Annotated in this window: 17 protein-coding genes; 9 read left to right on the forward strand and 8 right to left on the reverse strand. The window is 56.2% G+C overall.

From position 1 onward, the window contains the following. Positions 1-426: 426 nt before the first annotated feature. The 3 genes from CA948_RS12325 to CA948_RS12335 are packed head-to-tail and all read left to right on the forward strand — an operon-like array spanning position 427 to position 2,151. Positions 427-849 carry an OsmC family protein gene (locus tag CA948_RS12325; protein ID WP_162496913.1) on the forward strand — a complete coding sequence of 141 codons (423 nt, stop codon included), beginning with the start codon at positions 427-429 and terminating at the stop codon, positions 847-849. Between the two features lie 10 nt (positions 850-859). After that, entirely contained in the window at positions 860-1,660 is an 801-nt protein-coding gene (locus tag CA948_RS12330; RefSeq protein WP_094195574.1) for a thymidylate synthase, read from the forward strand. Continuing rightward, positions 1,657-2,151: a dihydrofolate reductase gene (locus tag CA948_RS12335; protein WP_108728142.1), complete on the forward strand. Its 495-nt coding sequence runs from the start codon at positions 1,657-1,659 to the stop codon at positions 2,149-2,151. Before CA948_RS12330 ends, CA948_RS12335 begins: the two co-directional genes overlap by 4 nt. Positions 2,152-2,417: 266 nt before the next feature. On the opposite strand, the gene gcvH is transcribed toward CA948_RS12335, so the two are convergent. From gcvH to apbC, 7 genes are all read right to left on the reverse strand, one after another. Continuing rightward, on the reverse strand, positions 2,418-2,792 hold the full coding sequence (gcvH, locus tag CA948_RS12340; RefSeq protein ID WP_086060363.1) for a glycine cleavage system protein GcvH: 375 nt from the start codon (positions 2,790-2,792) through the stop codon (positions 2,418-2,420). A gap of 86 nt (positions 2,793-2,878) precedes the next feature. Beyond that, positions 2,879-4,060, reverse strand: coding sequence for a BaiN/RdsA family NAD(P)/FAD-dependent oxidoreductase (locus CA948_RS12345; RefSeq protein WP_238988683.1), 1,182 nt, complete (start codon positions 4,058-4,060; stop codon positions 2,879-2,881). Positions 4,061-4,114: 54 nt separating this feature from the next. Further along, positions 4,115-6,388 (reverse strand): arginine/lysine/ornithine decarboxylase, encoded by a 2,274-nt coding sequence (locus tag CA948_RS12350; RefSeq protein ID WP_108728144.1) that lies wholly within the window; start codon positions 6,386-6,388, stop codon positions 4,115-4,117. 9 nt (positions 6,389-6,397) lie between these two features. Next, positions 6,398-6,961, reverse strand: coding sequence for a dCTP deaminase (gene dcd, locus CA948_RS12355; protein ID WP_094195570.1), 564 nt, complete (start codon positions 6,959-6,961; stop codon positions 6,398-6,400). A 127-nt stretch (positions 6,962-7,088) separates the two neighbouring features. Beyond that, a complete protein-coding gene (locus CA948_RS12360; protein ID WP_108728145.1) occupies positions 7,089-11,156 on the reverse strand; it encodes a translocation/assembly module TamB domain-containing protein in 4,068 nt (1,355 codons plus the stop codon). Next, a complete protein-coding gene (locus CA948_RS12365; RefSeq protein ID WP_108728146.1) occupies positions 11,156-12,934 on the reverse strand; it encodes an autotransporter assembly complex protein TamA in 1,779 nt (592 codons plus the stop codon). The genes CA948_RS12360 and CA948_RS12365 overlap by 1 nt, the downstream gene beginning before the upstream one ends. Before the next feature lie 6 nt (positions 12,935-12,940). Then, the gene (gene apbC / locus CA948_RS12370; protein WP_094195567.1) at positions 12,941-14,026 is read right to left on the reverse strand and encodes an iron-sulfur cluster carrier protein ApbC; all 1,086 of its coding nucleotides are present in this window, start codon (positions 14,024-14,026) and stop codon (positions 12,941-12,943) included. 102 nt (positions 14,027-14,128) lie between these two features. On the opposite strand from apbC, the gene CA948_RS12375 reads away from it, so the two are divergent. From CA948_RS12375 to CA948_RS12385, 3 genes are all read left to right on the forward strand, one after another. Beyond that, positions 14,129-14,386 carry a hypothetical protein gene (locus CA948_RS12375; protein WP_108728147.1) on the forward strand — a complete coding sequence of 86 codons (258 nt, stop codon included), beginning with the start codon at positions 14,129-14,131 and terminating at the stop codon, positions 14,384-14,386. Between the two features lie 219 nt (positions 14,387-14,605). Beyond that, positions 14,606-16,675 (forward strand): methionine--tRNA ligase, encoded by a 2,070-nt coding sequence (metG, locus tag CA948_RS12380; RefSeq protein WP_108728148.1) that lies wholly within the window; start codon positions 14,606-14,608, stop codon positions 16,673-16,675. Positions 16,676-16,870: 195 nt separating this feature from the next. Then, positions 16,871-17,767 (forward strand): cation diffusion facilitator family transporter, encoded by an 897-nt coding sequence (locus CA948_RS12385; RefSeq protein ID WP_094195564.1) that lies wholly within the window; start codon positions 16,871-16,873, stop codon positions 17,765-17,767. Positions 17,768-17,812: 45 nt separating this feature from the next. On the opposite strand, the gene CA948_RS12390 is transcribed toward CA948_RS12385, so the two are convergent. Continuing rightward, positions 17,813-18,715: a LysR family transcriptional regulator gene (locus tag CA948_RS12390; RefSeq protein WP_108728149.1), complete on the reverse strand. Its 903-nt coding sequence runs from the start codon at positions 18,713-18,715 to the stop codon at positions 17,813-17,815. 458 nt (positions 18,716-19,173) lie between these two features. Here CA948_RS12390 and CA948_RS12395 point away from each other — a divergent pair, with 458 nt between their 5' ends. From CA948_RS12395 to CA948_RS12405, 3 genes are all read left to right on the forward strand, one after another. Beyond that, on the forward strand, positions 19,174-20,010 hold the full coding sequence (locus tag CA948_RS12395) for a bifunctional allantoicase/(S)-ureidoglycine aminohydrolase (protein WP_094198251.1): 837 nt from the start codon (positions 19,174-19,176) through the stop codon (positions 20,008-20,010). Positions 20,011-20,182: 172 nt separating this feature from the next. Further along, positions 20,183-20,656 carry a nucleoside deaminase gene (locus tag CA948_RS12400; RefSeq protein ID WP_094195562.1) on the forward strand — a complete coding sequence of 158 codons (474 nt, stop codon included), beginning with the start codon at positions 20,183-20,185 and terminating at the stop codon, positions 20,654-20,656. A gap of 128 nt (positions 20,657-20,784) precedes the next feature. Next, positions 20,785-21,954 (forward strand): YncE family protein, encoded by a 1,170-nt coding sequence (locus tag CA948_RS12405; RefSeq protein WP_108728150.1) that lies wholly within the window; start codon positions 20,785-20,787, stop codon positions 21,952-21,954. Positions 21,955-22,279: the final 325 nt, after the last annotated feature.

A 22,279-nucleotide genomic window follows, 5' to 3' on the forward strand; every position in this document is an offset into this window, starting at 1 on the left:
GTTAAAACACCCGTCTGTTACGTCTGAATAAAGCCCCCATTGAAAGCAGGGTTTATTGAGGCAGAACAAATACGAGCACGACATTTTTTGGTATACGGGCGACAGTCATTATAGGCGAGGGTAAACCCCTGTGACATATCTGTTTCAAAATGCCGTGTACCGAACAGCAGTTTATCCTAGGACAAATAACAAAACCAGTCCAAATCTTACAAAGAGCACCGTTCTGTTCTGATTTGTCTATATGGAATTTCTTATACGGGCACGGAACACACGCCACAAAATCGCAAGCAGCTGTAACAGAGTCAGCCCGTAGGCATCGCCCCACAGACTATCTACAGACGCTGCACGCAAGCGCGTCAAAAAGTACAATCAGCGCTATCTATCTACTGACGAGTCTTGGCTCGCACTGCAAACAAAGGAATTCTTATGGAATGCACAATCGACTGGGGCGGCAAAGACGGCATGTTGTTCCTTGCCCGTACCGGCAGCGGTCATGTGACGGCCATGGACGGTGCACCCGAAGGCGGCGGCAATAACCTGGCTCCCCGACCCATGGAAATGTTGCTGACCGGCGCGGGTGGCTGCGCGGCCTACGACGTGGTGCTGATTCTCAAACGCGGCCGTCACGCCATTACCGGCTGCCAAGTCAAGCTGACCGCCGAACGCGCCGACACCGATCCCAAAGTCTTTACCAAGATTCATTTCACCTTTGTGGTCACTGGCAAAGACTTGCCCCAGGCGGCCGTGGAACGTGCCGTACAACTGTCGCACGACAAATACTGCTCGGCTTCGGCCATGCTGGGCAAAACTGCCGAAATCACCTACTCCGTCGACATTCAGCAAGCCTGAGGCCACACACATGTCCCTTTATCCCTACGAAGACCTGCTGCGCCTGGTCTACACTCAAGGTACCCCCAAAGGGGATCGCACCGGCACCGGCACAAACTCGGTATTTGGTCACCAAATGCGCTTCGATCTGTCGCAGGGTTTTCCGCTGATCACCACCAAGAAGCTGCATACCCGCAGTATCTTTATTGAATTACTGTGGTTTTTACGCGGTGAGTCCAATGTACGCTGGCTCCAGGAACGCGGCGTATCCATCTGGGACGAATGGGCCGACGAAAACGGCAATCTGGGCCCGGTCTATGGGGTGCAATGGCGCTCCTGGCCTACGCCCGATGGTCGTCACATCGACCAGATCAGCCAGTTGGTGGAACAGATCCGCAAAAATCCCGATTCGCGTCGGCTGATCGTCTCGGCCTGGAACGTGGCCGATGTCGGCCAGATGGCCCTGCCTCCTTGCCACGCCCTGTTCCAGTTCTATGTCGCCGACGGCAAACTCTCCTGCCAGCTCTACCAGCGCAGTGCGGATATTTTCCTGGGAGTGCCCTTCAATATTGCCAGCTACGCCTTGCTGACCCACATGATGGCCCAGCAATGCGATCTGGAGGTAGGCGACTTCATCTGGACAGGCGGCGACTGCCACCTGTACTCCAACCACTTCGAGCAGGCCGAACTGCAGTTGTCACGTGAACCGCGTCCCTACCCCAAGCTGACGATCAAACGCAAACCTGCCAGTCTGTTTGATTACGAGTACGAAGACTTCGAAATCACCGACTACGACCCACATCCCCATATCAAAGCGCCTGTTGCCGTATGAGTTCCAGCCCTATTATTCGTCTGGTCGTTGCCTATGCCGCTAATCGCTGCATAGGCAAGGATAACGACCTGCCCTGGCGTCTGCCTTCAGACTTGCAGCACTTCAAGCGCGTGACTATGGGTTTGCCCATTATCATGGGTCGCAAGACCTGGGAGTCGCTGGGCCGTCCCCTGCCCGGCCGCCCGAACCTGGTGATCAGCCGCAATGCGGATTACCAGGCAGAAGGCGCACAGGTATTCAGCAATCTGGACGACGCGCTGGCCGCCTGCCCTGGCTTCGACGCCGCTTGCGTGATTGGTGGCGAGCAGCTCTTCCGTCTGGCCCTGCCTATGGCGCAAGAGCTGATCGCAACCGAGATCAAGGCTGATGTGGACGGCGACACCTTCTTTCCAGAGCTACCCGTTGGCCAATGGCAGGAAGTAGAACGTCTGCCCCAGCCCGAGGAAAATGGCTTCACTTACGACTATGTGACCTATCGCCGCCGTCGTTAGGAGCAAGAGCGACGCCGGAACCCCACCAATCTGGAGATCAATGGACACGGGAACTCAAGCCCACCCGTGGCTAAGTTTCAGGTTCTCTGACAGAAGCCAGGCACGTGTTTCAAGCAGCCATCTGCCCCGTCCCAAGCTCAGACTCGCAGGCTCGAAACTACATAAAAGGCCTGAATCCGTGAAATCGGATTCAGGCCTTTTTGTACGATCAGCCCGACTGGAACAAGCAGGGCCAACACGCATTCCTGTCAGCTCAATATCTGAACTTACTCGGCCACCGCTGCATAAGCAGGGCCATCCAGCAAGCCTTGCAGATCGGCTGGATTGTCGGCCTTGAGCTTGAAAATCCAGGTATCAAACGGAGCTTCGTTGATCAGATGCGGGGCATCGGATAAGGCCTGGTTGAACTCCACCAGCTCGCCCGCCACAGGCGCATAAATATCCGAGGCCGCTTTCACCGACTCCACCACACCCGCCGTTGCACCCGCAGCCAAACGCGTACCTGGAGTGAAGTCACCCACAAATACCAAATCGCCCAACTGATCCTGAGCAAAATCGGTAATGCCAACCAGCACAATACCGTCCTCATCCTTGGCCCACTCATGGCTTACTACGTACTTTCTATCTCCTGGCAACTGCATATCGCCTCCCAGACTCACCAGCCCACAATCCTGTTAATGTCAGAAGCGACCGCAAAGACTGCGTCTTGCCGCTTCCACTCGCTTCCCTAGCTCTGACCTGCCTGCGCCTTCAGTGCGCGTGCGCACGCTGCTGCAGACGCCCAGGCCCATTGGAAGTTATACCCGCCCAGCCAACCGGTGACATCCACCGCTTCACCAATAAAGAACAGACCAGGTACTTTACGTGCTTCCATGCTTTTCTGATTGAGCTCGCGTGTATCCACGCCACCGCTCATCACTTCCGCCTTTTTATAGCCTGCGGTGCCACTGGGTTTCAACTGCCAAACGTTAATAACCTGCCCCACCGCACGCAATACGCGATCGGGCAAATCCGCCAGACGTTGTTGCCCCACGCCTTTAGGCAACAAGTCCGAGGTATCCAACCATTGCTCGACCAGACGGCGTGGCCACAAGGTGGACAAGACAGTGACCAGTTGCTGGCGGTTGCCCGCCTTCAAATCCAATAGCTGCTGCGCGATATCCTGACCGGGGGCCAGATCCACACTAATACTTTCACCCGACTGCCAGTAGCTGGAAATCTGCAAGATACCCGGCCCGGACAGGCCGCGGTGCGTGAACAGCAAATCTTCCAAAAAGGCTTGGCGTTGCTTGCCCTGCCCTGTGCTGACTTCCACTTCCAAAGCCATACCGCTCAAGGCCGAAAAGGGTTTCCAATCCCGGCCGTCAAAGGTCAAGGGGACCAAGGCCGGATGCGGTTCAATCACTTTCAAACCAAAGTGACGTGCCATACGCAAAGCGTAGTCCGTGGAACCGAGCTGCGGAATCGCCATGCCGCCTGTGGCAATCACCACCTGCAAGGCATTCAACTCGCCCTGGCTGGTGCGCAGCACAAAACCTTCTTGCGTGCGGCCAATGGACTGCACCGAACAGGGCATGCGCCAGGATACCTGCCCTTTCAAACACTCCTGACGCAGCATCTGAATGATGGACTCGCTGGAGTCATCACAGAACAACTGGCCTTTATGCTTTTCATGAAAACCGATGCGGTACTCTCGCACCAGTTGCAGAAAATCCTGGGGGGTATAGCCTGCCAAGGCCGAACGGCAAAAATGCGGATTCTTGGACAGAAAATTCTCTGGCGAAGTCCCCGTATTAGTGAAGTTGCAACGCCCTCCACCTGAAATACGGATTTTCTCGGCCAGCTTCTCAGCGTGATCAATCAATACCACTCGCAGACCACGCTGGCCTGCGATACTGGCAGCCATCATACCGGCCGCACCTGCGCCGATGACGGCAACATCAAAAAAAGGAATCACGCGGGTTTACTCGTTGGTTTCAGACTCAAGCACGCAATCTACGTAGTAGCGCGGCAGTCCATCGGGGCCAATATCCTGCGCCAGTCCATGCACATAGGTTTCAAAGCCGGGGAAGCGGGCATTGAACTCGCGCGCGAATTGCAGATACTCCACAATGCGCGAGTTAAAGCGTTCGCCAGGAATCAGCAAAGGAATGCCGGGTGGGTAAGGCGTCAATAAAACACCCGTCACACGACCTTCCAGCTCGTCAATACCAACACGCTCAATGTCGCCGTGCGCCATCTTGGCATAGGCATCCGAGGGTTTCAGTGCGGGAATCATGTCGCTCAGGTAGACCTCGGTGGTCAGGCGGGCCAGATCGTACTTGCGGTAAGCCTGGTGAATCTGCTGACACAGGTCACGCAAGCCCATGCGCTCGTAGGTAGGCTGGGTTTTGCAGAAGTCCGGCAAAATACGCCACATAGGCTGGTTGCGGTCATAATCGTCCTTGAACTGTTGCAAGGCAGTCAGCAAGGTATTCCAGCGCCCCTTGGTAATGCCAATGGTGAACAGAATAAAGAAGGAGTACAGGCCGGTTTTCTCGACCACCACGCCGTGCTCGGCCAGATATTTGGAAACCAGAGCGGCAGGAATACCCTGCTCGGCAAAGGTGCCGGAAATATCCAGGCCGGGAGTCACGACCGTGGCTTTGACCGGATCCAGCATGTTGAAGTTGGTCGACAACTTGCCAAAGCCATGCCACTCCGCATCAGAGCGCAAAATCCAGTCATCGCGCTCGCCTATGCCCTCTTCGGGCAGATTGTCCGGCCCCCAGACCTTGAACCACCAGTCGTTCTCGCCGTATTCCTTGGACACCTTGCGCATGGCGCGACGGAAGTCCATGGCCTCGCAAATACTTTCCTCGACCAGCGCGGTGCCACCGGGCGGCTCCATCATGGCCGCAGCCACATCACAGGACGCAATAATCGCGTACTGCGGGCTGGTGCTGGTATGCATCAGGTAGGCTTCGTTGAACACGTTGCGGTCCAAAGGGCGGTTTTCCGCATCCTGCACCGTGATTTGGGACGCCTGCGACAAACCAGCCAGCATTTTGTGCGTGGAATGCGTAGCGTAAATCATGGTGTCTTTGGTGCGCGGACGATCGGCACCAATAGCATGCATGTCGTGATAAAAGTCGTGGAAAGCCGCATGCGGCAACCAGGCTTCATCAAAGTGCAGCGTGGGGATCTTGGAATCCAGGGTTTCCTTGATCATTTCCACGTTGTAGATCACGCCATCGTAGGTACTTTGCGTTAGCGTCAGAATACGAGGCTTCTTGTTCCTGGCCTTGCTGGCAAAGGGGTTGGCCTCGATCTTGCGCGCAATGTTTTCTGGCAAGAACTCTTCTTGCGGGATAGGACCAATAATGCCCAAGTGGTTGCGCGTGGGGCGCAGAAAAACCGGGATAGCACCCGTCATGGTGATGGCGTGCAGAATCGACTTATGGCAGTTGCGATCCACAACCACCACATCGTTATTGGCCACATTGGCGTGCCAGACGATCTTATTCGAGGTGGACGTGCCGTTGGTCACGAAAAAACAATGATCGGCATGAAAGATACGGGCCGCGTTGCGCTCGGCATCGGCTACCGGGCCAGTGTGGTCCAGCAGTTGCCCCAGCTCGTCGACCGCATTACAGACATCGGCACGCAGCATGTTTTCACCAAAGAACTGGTGGAACATCTGACCTACCGGGCTTTTCAGAAAAGCGACCCCCCCCGAGTGCCCAGGGCAGTGCCAAGAGTAAGACCCGTCGGACGCGTACTTGACCAGTTCGCGGAAAAACGGCGGTGCCAGGCTTTCCAGATAGGAGCGGGCCTCACGGATGATGTGGCGCGCCACGAACTCGGGCGTGTCCTCGAACATGTGAATGAAGCCGTGCAGCTCGCGCAGAATATCGTTGGGGATATGCTGCGAGGTGCGTGTCTCGCCATACAAATAAATAGGGATGTCCTCGTTGCGAAACCGCAGCTCGCCAATAAAGGAGCGCAGGTTCTTGATCGCGTTGGCAACATCCTCCGGGGAATCCACATCGAATTCCTCATCATCAATCGACAAAATGAAGGCGCTCGCGCGGCTTTGCTGTTGCGCAAAAGAACTAAGGTCACCATAACTGGTGACCCCGAGAACCTCTACGCCTTCGGCCTCTATCGCCGAGGCCAGGGCTCGAATGCCCAGGCCCGACGTATTTTCGGAACGGTAGTCTTCGTCGATGATGACGATGGGAAAACGAAACTTCATCCAGAACTCCTAGGTACGGGGCAAGGTAACGCCCTGTTGACCCTGATATTTGCCGCCGCGGTCGCGGTACGACACTTCGCACACTTCATCGCTTTCAAAGAACAGCATCTGTGCGCACCCTTCACCGGCGTAAATCTTGGCTGGCAGCGGGGTGGTGTTGGAAAACTCCAAGGTGACATGGCCTTCCCACTCGGGTTCCAGCGGAGTCACGTTCACGATAATGCCGCAACGGGCATAGGTGCTTTTGCCCAGACACATGGTCAGCACACTGCGAGGAATACGGAAGTACTCAACCGTGCGGGCCAGTGCAAAAGAGTTGGGCGGAATAATGCACACATCACCGACGAAATCCACAAAGGACTTTTCATCGAAGGCCTTGGGGTCCACGATGGTCGAATTGATGTTGGTAAAAATCTTGAATTCGCTGGCACAACGCACATCGTAACCATAGCTGCTGGTGCCGTAGCTGACGATACGTTGTCCGTCTACATTGCGCACTTGGCCTGGCTCGAAAGGTTCGATCATGCCTTGGGCAGCAGCCCGCCGAATCCAACGGTCGCTTTTGATACTCATAAGAAATTAGCCGCCTTAAATCAGTAACCGGTTATTTTATCGTTTAGATACACACACAAGCCAATTGCGGCGCAAATATATCATTTGCACCACAATTGGCTGCCCGTTTGAAGCCGGGCAGCCTGCATCAATCTTTCGAGAACCAGCGGTAAATCAGGGCCAGACCGTTTACCGTACCCGCGCTGACTTCAGCGGTCAGGCCCCGCGCCAAGCGGTAGCTGGCCCGACCTACCGTGCCGGTATCGGCCATGGCCTGCTCCAGGCTGACCGAAAAATCGGCCGTTAACGCCTTGGTAATTGCAATGAACTTACGCTCTTCATTGCTGGTGCCACTGTTCAGGGATTTGACCACACTTTCGACTGGCAAGATGCTACCAGCACTACCCAGGTCGCCTGAGCGCATGGCCACCTCATCAATACCGAACTTGCGGTAAAAGGGTTCGCCGTCCCCTAGAAAAGAAGTGCCCACACTGAGCAACAAGGCCATGTCGCCACCGGAGTCATCCGGGCCATGGCCCAACAAAAGCCAGGACAGCTTTTCAACTTCACTGACTTCCGGATAGGACACCAAATCGATTCGGGGTCTACGCGCCGTGCCAACCACCTTAACACCTGCTTCTACCGCCAGCCCGGTACGCACGGCTTCAATATCCAGGATGGGCGAGGTGATGTCGCCCTGAAACGTCACCGTACCGCGCTTGAGCAAGAGCTTCTGCCCATACAGTTCGATACGACCACCACGAGTACGCAAGGCACCAATGCCGGTTAACTTGCCACCGGCCATGGTGATCCGCAGATTGCCGACCAAGCCCGAGTTCACACCATAACCGGTCAGATAAAAGCGTCGGCCCAAATCCACATCAATGTCCATACTCATATCAGTGGCGGCCTGAGATGGCTCGGCAGCAGGCTCATCGCCAGCCCGCACAATCACCACGTCGCTATCTACCGTGGGAATGCCGCCCAACATATCCAGATTGAACCATCCTGCATCAGCCACTACCTTGCCGGTAATCGCAATACGAGGCAGCTCCATGTCCAGATTGATATTGCCGGACATCATGGCGTAACGGTCAGAGCGTTGCAAAATGGGGAAACGGAAAATATCGACGCCAAATGCCCCTTGCTGAGTACTCAAGTTCCACTGCCCGGACACTGTCAGCTTGCCATCCTTGGCATCCGGACTCTCTTTCAGCCACGTAGCCGTACGCCACTCTTGCGGCTCTACCCGCAGACGGGCCGGGAAAGTCAGCGAATCCAAGCGGAAAATATCGCCATCAAAACTGGCATCCAACTGCCCGTCAATCAAACGGATACCGTCATCGAGACGAGTAAAGCGCAACTCGCGGCCCGTTACCGTGCCTCGGCTGGTCCAGGCCCATTTCGCGCCCACATCAATATTCACGTCCGCATTCAGACGGCCGCCCAATTCCATGGCATCACCCAGGAATAGGCGCGTCCAGCTCAGGTCATCAATATTGGCTTGAATGCTGACCGTTTTGCGATCGTTCTCGTCCAGGGTCAGCCCGTGAATGGGGGTTTGAGCCTTGGCAGTGACGTAGCCCATGTCCTTGGTACGCACATCCATCTGAGCATCCAGACGGCTGGTAGTACCCGAGGTAGGTTTCGCATCAATGACGATGCTCAGATCCTCCAGGCCCAGAGACATGGGAGGTTCGGCAAAAACCTGGACATCACCCGCGACACGATCCACACGCACTTGCCCAGCCAAGGCGCCATTGAACTTCAGGTCCCAACGGGCTTTGATATCAATTTCAGGCGGCTGGGTTTTCTTGTTCCTGGCAATCTTGACCCCGCCCCCTTTGGCTTTCTCCGGATCTTCCCGCACCCCCACCTTGCGCAACAAACGCGCAATGCGGGGTTCGGACAAGACCAGATCCAGCAATTCACCCCGGCTGGCCCACTGTCCCGGCTGATACGTGGATTCCTGATGACGCAGATTGATCCAAGGCTCGCCGTCGACGGAGGTGCTCAAGGTAGCCGCACCCACGCGAACCGACCAGGGCTCCAAAGGTGGCCGGGCAGCGCGCGCTGCGGCTGCACCACCCTCCATCGATGCCGCTTTGTCAGTTTGTGCCGCTCCGCTACCATCTGCCGCATTGACTACCGAGCCAGTACCCGCACCCTGTTGTACTTCGTCGACCGGCTTGGCACCTTCATTCGCCAAAGCCGGGGCCGGAGCCACGCCAGGCTCTACCGCCGGCTGTTCTGCAGACGTCGCATCTGTCTTGGCAAGGGATTCTTTTCGCGCTGGCTCGGGTGCACGCAGTGCATCCGTAAAACGCAGTGGCATAGCCGACTGCAAACGCACAGCCAGACCTGCATGGTCAGCCTGCAAACGGCTTAGCTGGCCATCCCAGTAGGCTGCCTTGCCTTGATCGGCGAAATGCCAGCCACCTTCCAAGGCCAGATCCGCTTGCGCGATGCCCTGGCCCAGCTGAGTACTGTCTTTGCCACCCAGATCGTATTGGCCTTGTAGCTGTAAGGTGTGGCGCGACACGTCGCCACGCAGTTGGCCTTGTGCCGATGCCACACCCAACTCCAGGCCGGGCCACAATTGTTCTGCTTTGGGCATCTTGACTTGCAAATCCAGTGCCGCCGTGCCGCTTATACCCAAATCGCCCTTTAAGAGCACCTGGTTATCGCCCACTTTCAAATCAGTCAGCACATCGCTCAAGTGCAGTTGACGCCACCAGGTCGGCTCACCCGGCTGCGCTGGTGCGGCCGCTTTCGCCTTGATCTGCCCAATCGCCGGTTGTTTGTTCCAGCGGCTGCCTTGCAGCAGTTGAATATCGACATCCGCAGAAAGTATTTGTTCTTTATCCGCCAGCACCACATCAAACTTGCCCTGACTATTGAGCAGAGCGTCAGGCAAGACATCGCCTAATAATGCATGCAAGTCCAGCTTGTTGCTGCTGAACTGACCTTTGAAATGATCCTGAATGTGCACACCTTCCTGTGTGGCATCCCAGGCAAAGTCTGCATCCAGCAAGGACTCGTCTGGCAATTTCACCGCCAGCTTGGCCTGACGCACGGGTACGGAATCCAACGGGCTCAATTCTGCACTGGCGTCCAGGCTATAACCCTGACCATGCCCCTTAAGTAGCAAGGTGGCTTGTTCCAAAGAGCCATTCAAAGTGATTTGCGCATTGACCACACAATCGGGCAAAGGCTCGGGCTCAGGAACAGCAACCGGCTCCTGGATACGTTCTTCATCAACAAGACCTGCACTGCCCCCGGGCTCGGAGCTGATGACTCCGGCGGCACTAGGGGTATCTACAGGCTGACCGACCGATTGGCTATCAGGGGCGAGTTGGCCCTGCGTGTTGGCCTTGGTTTGGCTTTGCTGAGGAGTTTGTGCCGCAACAGAGGCCGCCGCAGCCTTGGCATTGGCATTGGCTTTCAGCGTTTGTGCAGCGGCTGTCGTTGTGGACTGAGCAACGGCGACTTTTGCAGCAGGCCGGTCGGACTTCGATTGCTCCGCATAAGCGGGCAAATACTGCTTGGCGCAAATCGGAGAATCCGCCGTCAAACCACGAGCAATGATTTGGATATCGGCTCGTGCCGGATATGGCGCTTCCAGGCCCGCCAGCTCTACTTCACCCTGAAAACCAGCGCGAATGGACTCATTGGCCACCATCAAATCGTACAGACGCAACTGTGCGCTGTCGGAATCCACAGCCAGAGCCGAGGACAAATCCGCAATGGCTACCGGCAAGGGCGTACCATCTTGCGTCAACAGGAACTGACCCAAGGCCAGTTTGTCCACGGCAATACTGACAGGCAACTCAGGCATTTTGAAGGGGGCGTCGGACTTGGGCTCGTCCGAGGATGTCAAGGCCACATCCACTTTATGGGCACTGAGCTCCACCACATGCAAGCGTCGCTCCCAGAGCTCTTTCCAGTTGGCCTGCAGGCGCAAACGTTCGATATCGACATGGGTATCGGGCAGGGCCAGCACCAGGTGGTCGATACTCAGACCGTCCCAGATCGTTCCGCGTACGCCTTGTGCACTGCCCTGTGCATAAGGCAAGGCCGTGCGCAGCGCCCAACGGGTACCAACCTGACTGGCCAGCACCCAATACACAAAACCACACACAAGCAGCAGGGCCACCACCACAAAGGGGATGCCCCACAATGCAAAATATCGGAACCAGCGCCGAACCCAAGCCATTAAAATGCGATTCCCAAAGAAAAGCTCAAACGTAAACGTTTGTCCCGCTGACCATAGGCCAGATCAAGATTGAAGGGCCCGGCAGGGGTTCGGACCACCGCTCCCAAACCGTAACCCCAGGCCAAGTCCATATCACCAAAGCTGGACGCCGCATCGCCCACGTCCACAAAAGCACGCATGCCGTACATGCTGGTGAAAAAATGCGTGTACTCCACACTAGCAACCGCCATGGCCGGCGCGCCCACCACGGCGTCGCTGCGTTCAAGACCAATACTTTGATATTTATAGCCCCGGATGCTGCGCGCGCCCCCAGTGCGATAACCGAAATCAGGCGGCGTCCGATCCGTCATCCCCCACACTTTGCCGACTTCCCCGCGTACGGACAAGACGTCCCGATCCCCAACCGGCCACCATTGTTGGAGTCGCAAATTGCTGCGGTAGAACCTTTCGCCCCGATCCAGCGTGACACCAGCACCGACACCAAAGTCAATCAAATTGCCTTCGCGCGGATCGTATTTCTTGTCCACATCGCGGCGCAGCCACTGCCAAGTTGCAATGGCAGAAGGGGTTTCACGAGTGGGCAGTCCAGAAATCTTGGTCTTGTCCCAGGCCCCCAGCACACCCCACTCAGTTTCGTACTCAACGCGGCTATTACCCGCCGCCTTTCGTTCTTGGCGCAGCTTCCAGCCCAAGGCCAAACGCTCAGTGTCCAGGCCTTCAACGTCAGAGCGATCATACAAAACACCGAAACTGTTCTTGTAGCCACGAATCGTGGGCGGCAAATGGATGTCATAAAAAGCCCTCTGGCGGTTTTTATCCACCCCAAGACCGGCCTCGGACCAAATGGGCAGGCCAAACACAATATTCTTTCGGTACAGGGCTTCGGCACGCGCTCCGTGGTCGCTGTCAAAACCCAAAGAGCCGGTGAACTGCTTGGATGGTGCTTCGGTCACTCGCACCCTTACAGGCAGCTCTACATCACCATCAGGAAGCTCTTTCTTTTTGCTGGCCTGCTCATCCAGAGTGACAAAGGCACCCCGAAAAAAAGTGGTGGCCGCCAAAGATTGCTGCCACTCGTCCAGCTTGTCCTGATCGTAGGGGTCACCGGGGGTATAGCGCACGTAGCGGTCCACCAGTGACTGGGGGACTCGCTTCAAGCCGGTGGTCTCCAGAGGCCCCATGCGAACCCGTGGCCCGCTATCGACGTTCAGGGACAGGTCGGCCACCCCTTCGTCAGCCAGTACCGTCGCCCGCGTGTCTATATAACGAGCGTAGTAAAAGTCCTGGCGCTGTACGCTTTCCAACAAATCCGCCTTGGCCGACGACCAGACTGAATTTAAAAAAGGATCGTCCACTTTCAGGGGAAAACTGGCCTTGATCCCTTCCAGACGCACTTGGTATTCCGGCTCCTGGATCTTGCCTTTGAAGTCCAAGGCAATGTCGCGCACACGCGTGATTTCACCTGGCTGAATAATAATGTCCCAATATTCCCCGCTGGAATCTTCACCCACCTCCAGCGTAACCACAGAGTCAAAATAACCCTGAGTCTGCAAGGCGGAAACGGTCGCATCATGGGCCCGGCGCCGCAGACGCGAGACCTCTCCCAAGTCCTGATCTTCCGCCAAACGCGTAATGGCACTGACCGCACGCTGAATTTCTTTCAACGCCTGGGGGGGCACGCCCCCCGGATCAATAATGACATCAGGAACGGAAGACTGAGCCCACACGGCAGGGCTCAGGACTATCGAGAACAACAGGCAAAAGCCGGATTTGCGCATACGTACTCAAAGAGGACGAGGAACAACCTTGGGGCGCTGCCCCGACGTGTCTGGAGGTAGTTGCGACAAGTTAGCCGAAACGCGATTGGCAATCTCATGATAGAGCCGAGCCTCGGGGCTGTCTGCGCTGGCAATCACGGTAGGGGTACCGGAGTCGGTCTGAGCCCGAATGCTCATTGCCAGCGGCAAGGCACCCAGCCAAGGCACGTTGAATTGACTGGCCATATCGCGGCCACCGTGTTGGCCAAAGACCGGGTCAGCGTGACCACAGTTCGAGCAAATGTGAACCGACATGTTCTCCACGATACCCAAGACCGGCACATTGACCTTCTGGAACATGTTCAAGCCACGCTTGGCATCGATCAGCGCCAGATCCTGCGGAGTGGTCACAATCACAGCGCCCGTCAGCGGGACTTTCTGCGACAGGGTCAAGGCAATGTCGCCCGTGCCCGGAGGCATGTCGATGATCAGGTAATCCAGATTGTCCCAACGCGTTTGTGTAAGCAGCTGTGTCAGCGCCTGGGTTGCCATCGGGCCGCGCCAGATCGCCGGAGCGTCCTCATCCAACAAGAAACCAATCGAGTTCGCTTGCAGACCGTGGCCAATCAGCGGCTCCATCATCTTGCCGTCTGCACTGCGCGGACGCTCGTGCAGGCCCAGCATGGTGGGCACGCTAGGGCCGTAAATATCCGCGTCCAGCAAACCGACACGCGCACCTTGCATATGCAAAGCCAAGGCCAGGTTCACCGACGTCGTACTTTTACCGACCCCGCCCTTGCCCGAGGACACCGCAATAATGTTGCGGATATTGGGCATGGGGCGCAAGCCTTCCTGCACGGCATGTATACCAATGCGAGGGCTCAAATGCAGCTTGGACAGGGTGGCACCCACGCCCGCCAAAGCTTGCTCGATACGTTCGCGCAGTTGCCCCTGAATGTCATAAGCCGTATAGGGCAGATGCAAAGTCAGCTCAACCTGGTTCTGGTCAATGCCCAGTTCGCATCGACCCGCATCGACCGATAACTTCTTTAACGTGTTGGGATCGGTCACACTCGCCAGGGCTTGCAACACGCGCTCGGAACTCACTGTCATTTATACAAAACCTTGATATAAAGAAACATCACCATACCTTTAAACCAGAAATTTAGCGGTTCAAGAGGAATTTTTTTACACTTATGGTGTCATACTAAACCTATGAGCACATTTAACCAGATTATCCGCACAGCCCTCTTTGTCTTGCTGACAATTTTCGGTGCAATCATGGCGTTTATCTTCATGGTTTCCACCGCGATTGCGATCGGCATTTTATACATTGTGGCGCGTATTAGTGGCCGTCCTTTCGGCGTTAAAGCCTATTGGGACCAGCGCCGCCGCCCCACCGCTGCCAGCAAACAGTCGACAGCACCACGTTCGCGTGATGTCACCGACATCGAGATGCGCGAGATTCCTTAACAGTTCTTGACTGTGCGCCAAGCAGTTGGTTCACAGCAACGCTGAATAGGCATTGCCCCCCGAACACCCTGAGTCGTCAACGGCTCAGGGTGTGTGCATTTGTATCATTCGCAATTACCCATCAGCAACTTGTCCGTGGACATTCCTCGGTCTGGCGCTGCACAAGTGTCCAATAGACCGTAGAATCCTTGTTCCCTTTCTCTTTTATTTTGTTAAGTCATGTCACGAACGATATTTGTTACGACCGCCCTGCCGTATGCCAATGGCTCGTTTCACATCGGCCACATCATGGAATATATCCAGGCCGACATCTGGGTTCGGTCCATGCGAATGTCGGGACATACGGTACATTTTGTGTGTGCGGACGACGCCCATGGCGCCCCCATCATGCTCAAGGCAGAAAGCGCGGGCATTACCCCCGCCCAGTTGGTAGACAAGATCGCGGCCGAACGCCCCACCTACCTGAACGGCTTTAACATCAAGTTCGACCACTGGCACCGTACGGACTCGCCTGACAACGTCGAGCTGGCCCAGGATATCTACCGCACGCTAAAAAGCGCCGGCTTCATTGATACCCGCACCATCGAACAGTTCTATGATCCGGTCAAAGGCATGTTCCTGCCCGATCGTTACATCAAGGGCGAGTGCCCCAAGTGTCATGCCAAGGACCAGTACGGCGACAGCTGCGAGGTCTGTAGCGCGGTTTACGCCCCGACCGAGCTGATCGAACCCTACTCCACCCTGACCAATGCGCGTCCGGTGTTAAAAACCTCGGAACACTTCTTCTTCCGTCTGTCCGACCCGCGCTGCGTGGCCTTCCTGCAAGAGTGGACCACAGGCAAGAACGCCCAGGGCAAGCCACGTCTGCAATCGGAAGTGCTGGGCAAAACCCGCGAATGGCTGGGTACAGGCGAAGGGGCCGAAGCGTCCCTGAACGACTGGGATATTTCCCGCGACGAGCCTTACTACGGCATTCCGATTCCCGATGCGCCCGGCAAGTACTTCTACGTCTGGCTGGACGCGCCTGTTGGTTACCTGGCTTCCTTGAAAGCCTACTGCACCAAGGCCGGTCTGGACTTTGATGCCTTGCTGGATCCGGAAGGCAGCACCGAGCAGGTGCACTTTATCGGCAAGGACATCGTGTACTTTCACGCCCTATTCTGGCCTGCCATGCTGAAATTCTCCGGCCGTAAAGTGCCTGATGCGCTGAACGTACACGGTTTCATCACGGTTAGCGGCGAAAAAATGTCCAAGAGCCGTGGCACAGGCATTTCACCCCTGCGCTACCTGGAACTGGGTATGGATGCCGAATGGATGCGCTACTACATGGCCGCCAAGCTCAACTCGCACGTTGAGGACATGGACTTCAACCCTGACGACTTCATTGCCCGCGTCAACAGCGACCTGATTGGCAAATACGTCAACATCGCCAGCCGTGCCGCCAACTTCATTAGCAAGCACTTTGATGGCAAGCTGGCCTACCAGGGCGACACCTCCGAGCTGCAAAACCAGCTCAAAGAAGTTGCCGAGAAAGTCCGCTCCGATCTGGAAAGCCGCGAGTACGGCCGTGCTGTGCGCCAGATCATGGCTCAAGCCGACATCATCAACCAGGCTTTCGATACAGCCCAGCCCTGGGTCATGGCCAAAGGCATTGCAACTGCCGAGCAAGCCCAGAAAGATGCGTTGCAAGACATTTGCTCGCGCACCCTGGCTGGCTTCAAGGGCCTGTCTGTCATGCTGACCGCCATTTTGCCTACCCTGACCGATCGCGTTGCCCGCGAGCTATTCGGTCTGGATCGCAGCTTTGTCTGGGATGACGTAGCTGCCTTGCCTGATCACATCGCTCCATTCAAACACCTGATGCAGCGGGTAGACAGCGCCATGGTGGACGAACTGCTGGCCCCCCCGCCAGCCCCAGTCGTCCTGCCCGGTGGCGAAGCGATTGCCGACACCATCGACATCAAGGACTTCATCAAGGTTGATCTGCGCATTGCCAAGATCGTCAGCTGTGAAGCCGTAGAAGGGTCGGACAAGCTGCTGCGCCTGAGCCTGGATGCTGGCGAAGGTCGTTTGCGCCAAGTGTTCTCTGGCATCAAGTCGGCTTACCAACCCGACGACCTGATCGGCAAGCTGACGGTTCTGGTAGCTAACCTGGCTCCTCGCAAGATGCGTTTTGGTGTGTCCGAAGGGATGGTTCTGGCTGCCAGCCATGCTGATGACGCCGTGGACCAAGGTATCTATATTCTAGAGCCCTTCCCTGGCGCCCAGCCCGGCATGCGCATCAATTAAGACGCATTCCTGATACGCCCAAAAGCCTCGCTCAAAAGCGAGGCTTTTTTGTATCCATATATCAAAGAATAGGCTCAAAACAGCCTGCCAAGCCCCTTTCAGCACCCTACAGGCCGGGAAAGTCGATACACTCTTTATCTTGAAACTGCTGTATTGATACACAGCCTGCCGCTTTGCTTGCAAGGACCGTTTGGCATGAAAAATACCCCCCCTTCTGATCTGGACCGGCACCGCGGCGCTCAACGCTCCACCTGGGTCAGCGTCCTTGTCAATATTGGTTTGAGCGTGCTGCAACTTGTGGTGGGCCTGTTTGCCCATTCTCAAGCCCTGATTGCCGACGCCATTCACTCTTTATCTGACCTGCTGTCGGACTTTGTAGTGCTGATTGCCAACCGCCATAGCCGCCAAGGCCCAGATGCAGACCACCCCTACGGCCATTTGCGCTACGAAACGGTCGCTACCTTGGCCATTGGAGGCCTTTTGCTGGCTGTGGGCGCCGGGATGTTGTGGAATGCCGTCTCTGCCTTGCGCGACCCCAGCAGCATCGAGGCTGTACACCCCATTGCCTTGGCCATTGCCTTGACTGCGCTCTGTAGCAAAGAACTCCTGTTTCGCTACATGTTGCGTGTAGCAAAACGGTTACGCTCGACCATGCTGGCTGCCAATGCCTGGCATGCACGCTCGGATGCCGCATCCTCCTTGGTTGTCAGTGTCGGAGTCATGGCGAACTTGGCAGGCCTGCCCTTGGGTGACCCCTTGGCTGCCAGCATTGTGGGCTTGATGATTCTGCGCACGGGCTGGAAGTTTGCGATAGGCGCCTTCCACGATCTGACAGATAAAGCGGTCGATCAGGAAACGGAAGAGCGCATTGCCAAGCTCTTGCGCGAGACGCCCGGCGTAGAAGGGATACACCAGTTACGCACCCGCAAGCTGGGCGACATGATCTGGGTAGAGGTAGACCTGGAAATGGATGGCAAGCTGACCATCAGTCAGGGACACGAGATTGCCGTGGCTGCACGGGCGCGTGTGATGGCCGAAGAACCCGTGCTGGATGTAATGACGCACTTTGATCCAGTCACGCCCAAGCACTAAAGCCTGACGCGTCTTTGCCACTCTCGCAGGCCGAACACCCAGGTATCAAACGCGGTGCTCACTCTCGGGAGCCAACATTTCTACCAGCACACGGGATAAGGCCGTCACCATCTCATTGGCGTGGGGCCTATGCAAAATCGCCAGCTCAAAAGCATCAATCCGGGGCAGGCCTTGTGCTTGCCCCAGCTCAATATGGTCGTCCCGCACAGCACGCCGTGGCAACAGGCTGATGCCCATCCCGTCTGCCACCGCTCCTTGAATGCCGCTCAAGCTGGAACTGGTAAAACTGATGCGCCAACGCCGCCCCAAGGACTCCACTGCACTGATAATCTCCTCACGGTAAACACCACGGCGTGGGAAAGTAACCAGGGGGATAGGGTCCAGATGAAAGACCGGATCGGTCGCGCTATCGACCCAGGCCGTCTGCTCGGGTAAACAGACCACCGCTTCGCGGGCATTATGACGCTGCTTGACCAGCACCAGATCCAGCTCACCCTGATCGTAGGCGGCCAGCAAATCGCTACTTAAACCGCTGCTGACTTCCAGCCGCACCTGCGGAAACCGCCGATTGAAACCAGCCAGGGCCCGCATGGTCTGGCCGTTGGTAAAATCCTCTGGCACACCCAGCCGTACCGAGATAGTCACCAACGAACCCGACAAGGCTTCTGACAACTGATGATTCAGGGCCAGCATCTGGCGGGCGTAACCCAGCAAGGTCTGCCCCGCTTCGGTCGTGCTGACTCCCCGGCTGGCCCGATCCAGCAGACGCAGCCCGGCCAGCTCTTCCAGACGTCGTACCTTCTGGCTGATCGTGGACTGGGTGGAATGCAAACGCGTCGCTGCTGCCGTAAAGCTGCCGCAATCGACCACCGTCAACAAGGCCAGCAACAGGTCCAGGTCGTACAAGGGCCGATTCAGGCTGGGACTGCTCGATAGTTGATGATCCATATCTTCAAAATCCTTCTGACATCACGCCTTTGGCCCAAGCAAAGTGCTGGCTATCGCCTGTGGATACTAGCTGTGCATCAAAGATGGCTCGTGAGGCCCCAAGCTACTGGATGTGGGCACGGAGCGTAGATCAACCGCTGTTCCAAGACGGACGCGACATCAATGAGCCTCAATATAGGTAGTAACACTGCTGCCTGCTTCGGCATTGGTATTAAAGCACTTGCAGCAGTTGTTGCTGTTGCTGTTGCTGTTGCTGCCAACAGGCTCCACAGCTCAATACATTCAAAAAACAAATACTAGAGATTTATACATTTAATTTGTAAATATCACCAGCAATCGTTACTGTGTATTGGTCCCGCGCATTACAACGACATCCCGCCTGTGCCTTTTGCCAACCGCCGGGATTGCGCCATGCCGTTCGACAGATTTTTCCTTACTGAATGTCAATGGGAATCAACATGTCCAAAGTCAATTACTACGCCCCTCCCGGTGGCCATCCTCCTCAGACTCAGTTGCTGACAGATCGCGCCATGTTCACCGAGGCCTATGCCGTGCTGCCCAAAGGCGTGCTGCAAGACATCGTGACCAGCTTCCTGCCCGGTTGGGAAAATACCCGCTTATGGGTATTGGCTCGTCCTCTGTCCGGCTTTGCCGAAACCTTCTCTCAATACATCATGGAAGTGGGTCCTCAAGGCGGCAGCAACAACCCTGAGTCCGATCCCGAAGCCGAAGGCGTGATTTTTGTCGTCAAGGGCCAATTGGAACTGGTTCTGGAAGGCACCAAGCACATCCTGGAAGAAGGCGGCTATGCCTTTATTCCTCCTTCCACCAACTGGACCTTGCACAACCGCACGGGCGAGTTGGCCAACTTCCACTGGATCCGCAAGCGTTATCAGCGTGTGGAAGGCCTGGAAGCACCTGAAGCCTTCGTGACTAACGAGAAAGACGTCACCCCCATGGTGATGCCCGACACCGAAGGCCGCTGGAGCACCACGCGCTTTACCGATATGTCCGATCTGCGTCACGACATGCACGTGAACATCGTGAACTTTGAACCCGGTGGCGTCATCCCCTTTGCTGAAACGCACGTCATGGAACACGGTCTGTACGTTCTGGAAGGTAAGGCCGTTTACCGTCTGAACCAGGACTGGGTTGAAGTGGAAGCTGGTGACTTCATGTGGCTGCGCGCCTTCTGCCCACAAGCGTGCTACGCGGGCGGCCCAAGCCGTTTCCGCTACTTGCTGTATAAAGATGTGAACCGTCATGCCAACCTGACTATTGGCGGCCATCGCTAATAGGATCCGAAACAAAACAGCCGCTGCCCGTCAGCGGCTGTTTTGCATTACCAACACGCCCAACCAGAACCCCCCCCTTATGCCACCTGCACCCGCAGGCCTGCCACAAGGCACAAACACAGACTCTGGTTTCAAGGCTCATTCCAACCCTGCTTCTCTACAGGAGAAAAACATGAACGATAAACACTATCTGCTGCGCTCGATCCAGATTGCAGCAGAGAATGTCGCCCGTGGCGGCCAGCCTTTTGGTGCCGTGCTGGTGCGTGACGGCCAGGTTCTGGCCGAAGGGGTCAATGAGACCTACCTCGCCCACGACCCGACCGCCCATGCCGAGATCCAGGCACTGCGCCACGCCAGCCAGGCGGTAAAAAGCAGTCACCATGCAGGCAGCACCATGTATGCCAGTGGCATCCCCTGCCCCATGTGTATGGCCGCCATGATCGCCTCAGGCGTAGAGCGTGTGGTCTATTGCGCCGACGACGAACAAGGCGAACCCTTTGGCTGGTCCACCGAATCCTTCTACAAAAAAATGCAGCAGGATTTTGGCAAGCAGGGCGTGAAAATGGAACACCTGCCTTTGCCTGAAAAACGCCAAGTGTATGAAGCCTGGCAAGCCCGTTTTGGACAAGGCTCCCAGCAAGACTGAAAACGTCATTCAAAACCCTGCGATCAAGCAGGGTTCTACGTATTTACATAGACAGGCAGATCAGAAAAGTTTATAAAACAGAGCAGTTATAGTAACGATTCTCATTTATTGAATCCCAAAGGAAATACATGATTGCGTCCCGCCCTGCCTCTTTAAAAATGATTGTTGCCTCCGTAATGGGGGCCTTGCTGCTCAGCGCATGCCAGACCGCACCGCAATCGCAACAAGTGGGCCAAACATCGTCTTTCAATGCAACTGCCCCTCAAGCACAAGTCACTTTCCGTCAGGACACCATTGAGGGTGCCTACGAAATTCTGGCCGCCAAAGACAGCAAGCAATTATTCGTTGCCGCCACCCCCTTGTTTGAAGACCGTGCGGCCGGCTTTCTGCATGTTCTGGACCAGGACACTCTGCGTGAGTCGCAGCGCATCCAATTGCCACGCCGTGCTTTCGCACTGGGCCTGAACCAGAAAACTCACACTCTGTACGTGGGTAACACTCTGGACGGCTCGCTGCTGGCGATCAACAGCCTGAACGGCACCGTCAAGCAACTGATTCAACTGGGCCAGAAAGAAGGCAAGGACGGCTGGGAACACACCCGTAAAGTCGTGATTGACGAACAGGACAACCGCATCTTCGTGACCAACCCCTCTGAAGGTGGCCGCGTATGGATTGTGGACGGTGCCCAAGGCCGCATCCTGCACAATATCGACAACGTTGGCCTGTGGCCTGCCGGCGCTGCCTACGATGCCAACACCAAACGCCTGTTCGTGGGCCACGGCGGCAAGGATGAAATTGCGGTCATCAACCCGGCTACAGGCACTATCGAACAGCGCTTCACGACAGGCGATGCGAAAAGCGACAAGCGGGAAGATTCCCGTCACTTCTTCGTGAACATCGCCCTGAGCGCAGATGGCAAGAAACTGTTTGGAGCTGACGCCAACACCGGCAAGATTTACGTATTCGACACCACCTCCGGCAAAGTGGAAAACACGGTTAAAGTCGGTCTGGGGCTGCTGGATATCGTGTACAACGACGCTCGTAAAGAACTGATCGCCACCAACCGTGGCGTGGATCGTCAAACGCCTGCCGGTACCGGTTCGGTAACCATTCTGGATGCCAACACCCTGGCTGTGAAACACCGCATTAGCGCTCCTGTACACCCCAACAGCGTGACGCTGAGCGCTGACGGCCAGACCGCTTTTGTCACCATCAAGATTCCTCACGGTGACAAGAGCCCGCACTACCTGAAAGGTGCCAAAGACAGCGTTCTGCGTCTGAACCTCAACCAGCTCTAAGCCTCTGGCGTCAAGCCTGGACCCAAGCCGAGACTACCCACCAGGTAGCTCGGCTTTTTTGATGCCTGCCACTTTGGTCTGCCCAACCGACGCTACGGCATCTGTGCTTAGCGCTCAGGATAGTTGTGTCTGCCGCTCAAATCCAACGCCAAGACCCGCCAGGGCCGGCTCCGTCACGTTTCACGGCCATCTTCTCAATGTGGTCTGGGAGCAAGCAAAAAAGCGGATTGCTGTAACCGGCCACTTGCTCAATAGAATCAATTAGTGGCCTAGCACAACACCTGTTGTCCCCCAGCCCCGCCCTCCCCTTTCCCGCCTCCCGATG

This window comes from Alcaligenes aquatilis (assembly GCF_003076515.1).
In the GTDB taxonomy this organism is placed as follows: Bacteria; Pseudomonadota; Gammaproteobacteria; order Burkholderiales; family Burkholderiaceae_B; genus Alcaligenes; species Alcaligenes aquatilis.

Bases quoted from the DNA above. Each gene is read 5' to 3' on its own strand.
- CA948_RS12325 (WP_162496913.1), top strand. From the start codon at position 427: ATGGAATGCACAATCGACTGGGGCGGCAAAGACGGCATGTTGTTCCTT.
- CA948_RS12330 (WP_094195574.1), top strand. From the start codon at position 860: ATGTCCCTTTATCCCTACGAAGACCTGCTGCGCCTGGTCTACACTCAA.
- CA948_RS12335 (WP_108728142.1), top strand. From the start codon at position 1,657: ATGAGTTCCAGCCCTATTATTCGTCTGGTCGTTGCCTATGCCGCTAAT.
- gcvH (WP_086060363.1), bottom strand. From the start codon at position 2,792: ATGCAGTTGCCAGGAGATAGAAAGTACGTAGTAAGCCATGAGTGGGCC.
- CA948_RS12345 (WP_238988683.1), bottom strand. From the start codon at position 4,060: ATGATGGCTGCCAGTATCGCAGGCCAGCGTGGTCTGCGAGTGGTATTG.
- CA948_RS12350 (WP_108728144.1), bottom strand. From the start codon at position 6,388: ATGAAGTTTCGTTTTCCCATCGTCATCATCGACGAAGACTACCGTTCC.
- dcd (WP_094195570.1), bottom strand. From the start codon at position 6,961: ATGAGTATCAAAAGCGACCGTTGGATTCGGCGGGCTGCTGCCCAAGGC.
- CA948_RS12360 (WP_108728145.1), bottom strand. From the start codon at position 11,156: ATGGCTTGGGTTCGGCGCTGGTTCCGATATTTTGCATTGTGGGGCATC.
- CA948_RS12365 (WP_108728146.1), bottom strand. From the start codon at position 12,934: ATGCGCAAATCCGGCTTTTGCCTGTTGTTCTCGATAGTCCTGAGCCCT.
- apbC (WP_094195567.1), bottom strand. From the start codon at position 14,026: ATGACAGTGAGTTCCGAGCGCGTGTTGCAAGCCCTGGCGAGTGTGACC.
- CA948_RS12375 (WP_108728147.1), top strand. From the start codon at position 14,129: ATGAGCACATTTAACCAGATTATCCGCACAGCCCTCTTTGTCTTGCTG.
- metG (WP_108728148.1), top strand. From the start codon at position 14,606: ATGTCACGAACGATATTTGTTACGACCGCCCTGCCGTATGCCAATGGC.
- CA948_RS12385 (WP_094195564.1), top strand. From the start codon at position 16,871: ATGAAAAATACCCCCCCTTCTGATCTGGACCGGCACCGCGGCGCTCAA.
- CA948_RS12390 (WP_108728149.1), bottom strand. From the start codon at position 18,715: ATGGATCATCAACTATCGAGCAGTCCCAGCCTGAATCGGCCCTTGTAC.
- CA948_RS12395 (WP_094198251.1), top strand. From the start codon at position 19,174: ATGTCCAAAGTCAATTACTACGCCCCTCCCGGTGGCCATCCTCCTCAG.
- CA948_RS12400 (WP_094195562.1), top strand. From the start codon at position 20,183: ATGAACGATAAACACTATCTGCTGCGCTCGATCCAGATTGCAGCAGAG.
- CA948_RS12405 (WP_108728150.1), top strand. From the start codon at position 20,785: ATGATTGCGTCCCGCCCTGCCTCTTTAAAAATGATTGTTGCCTCCGTA.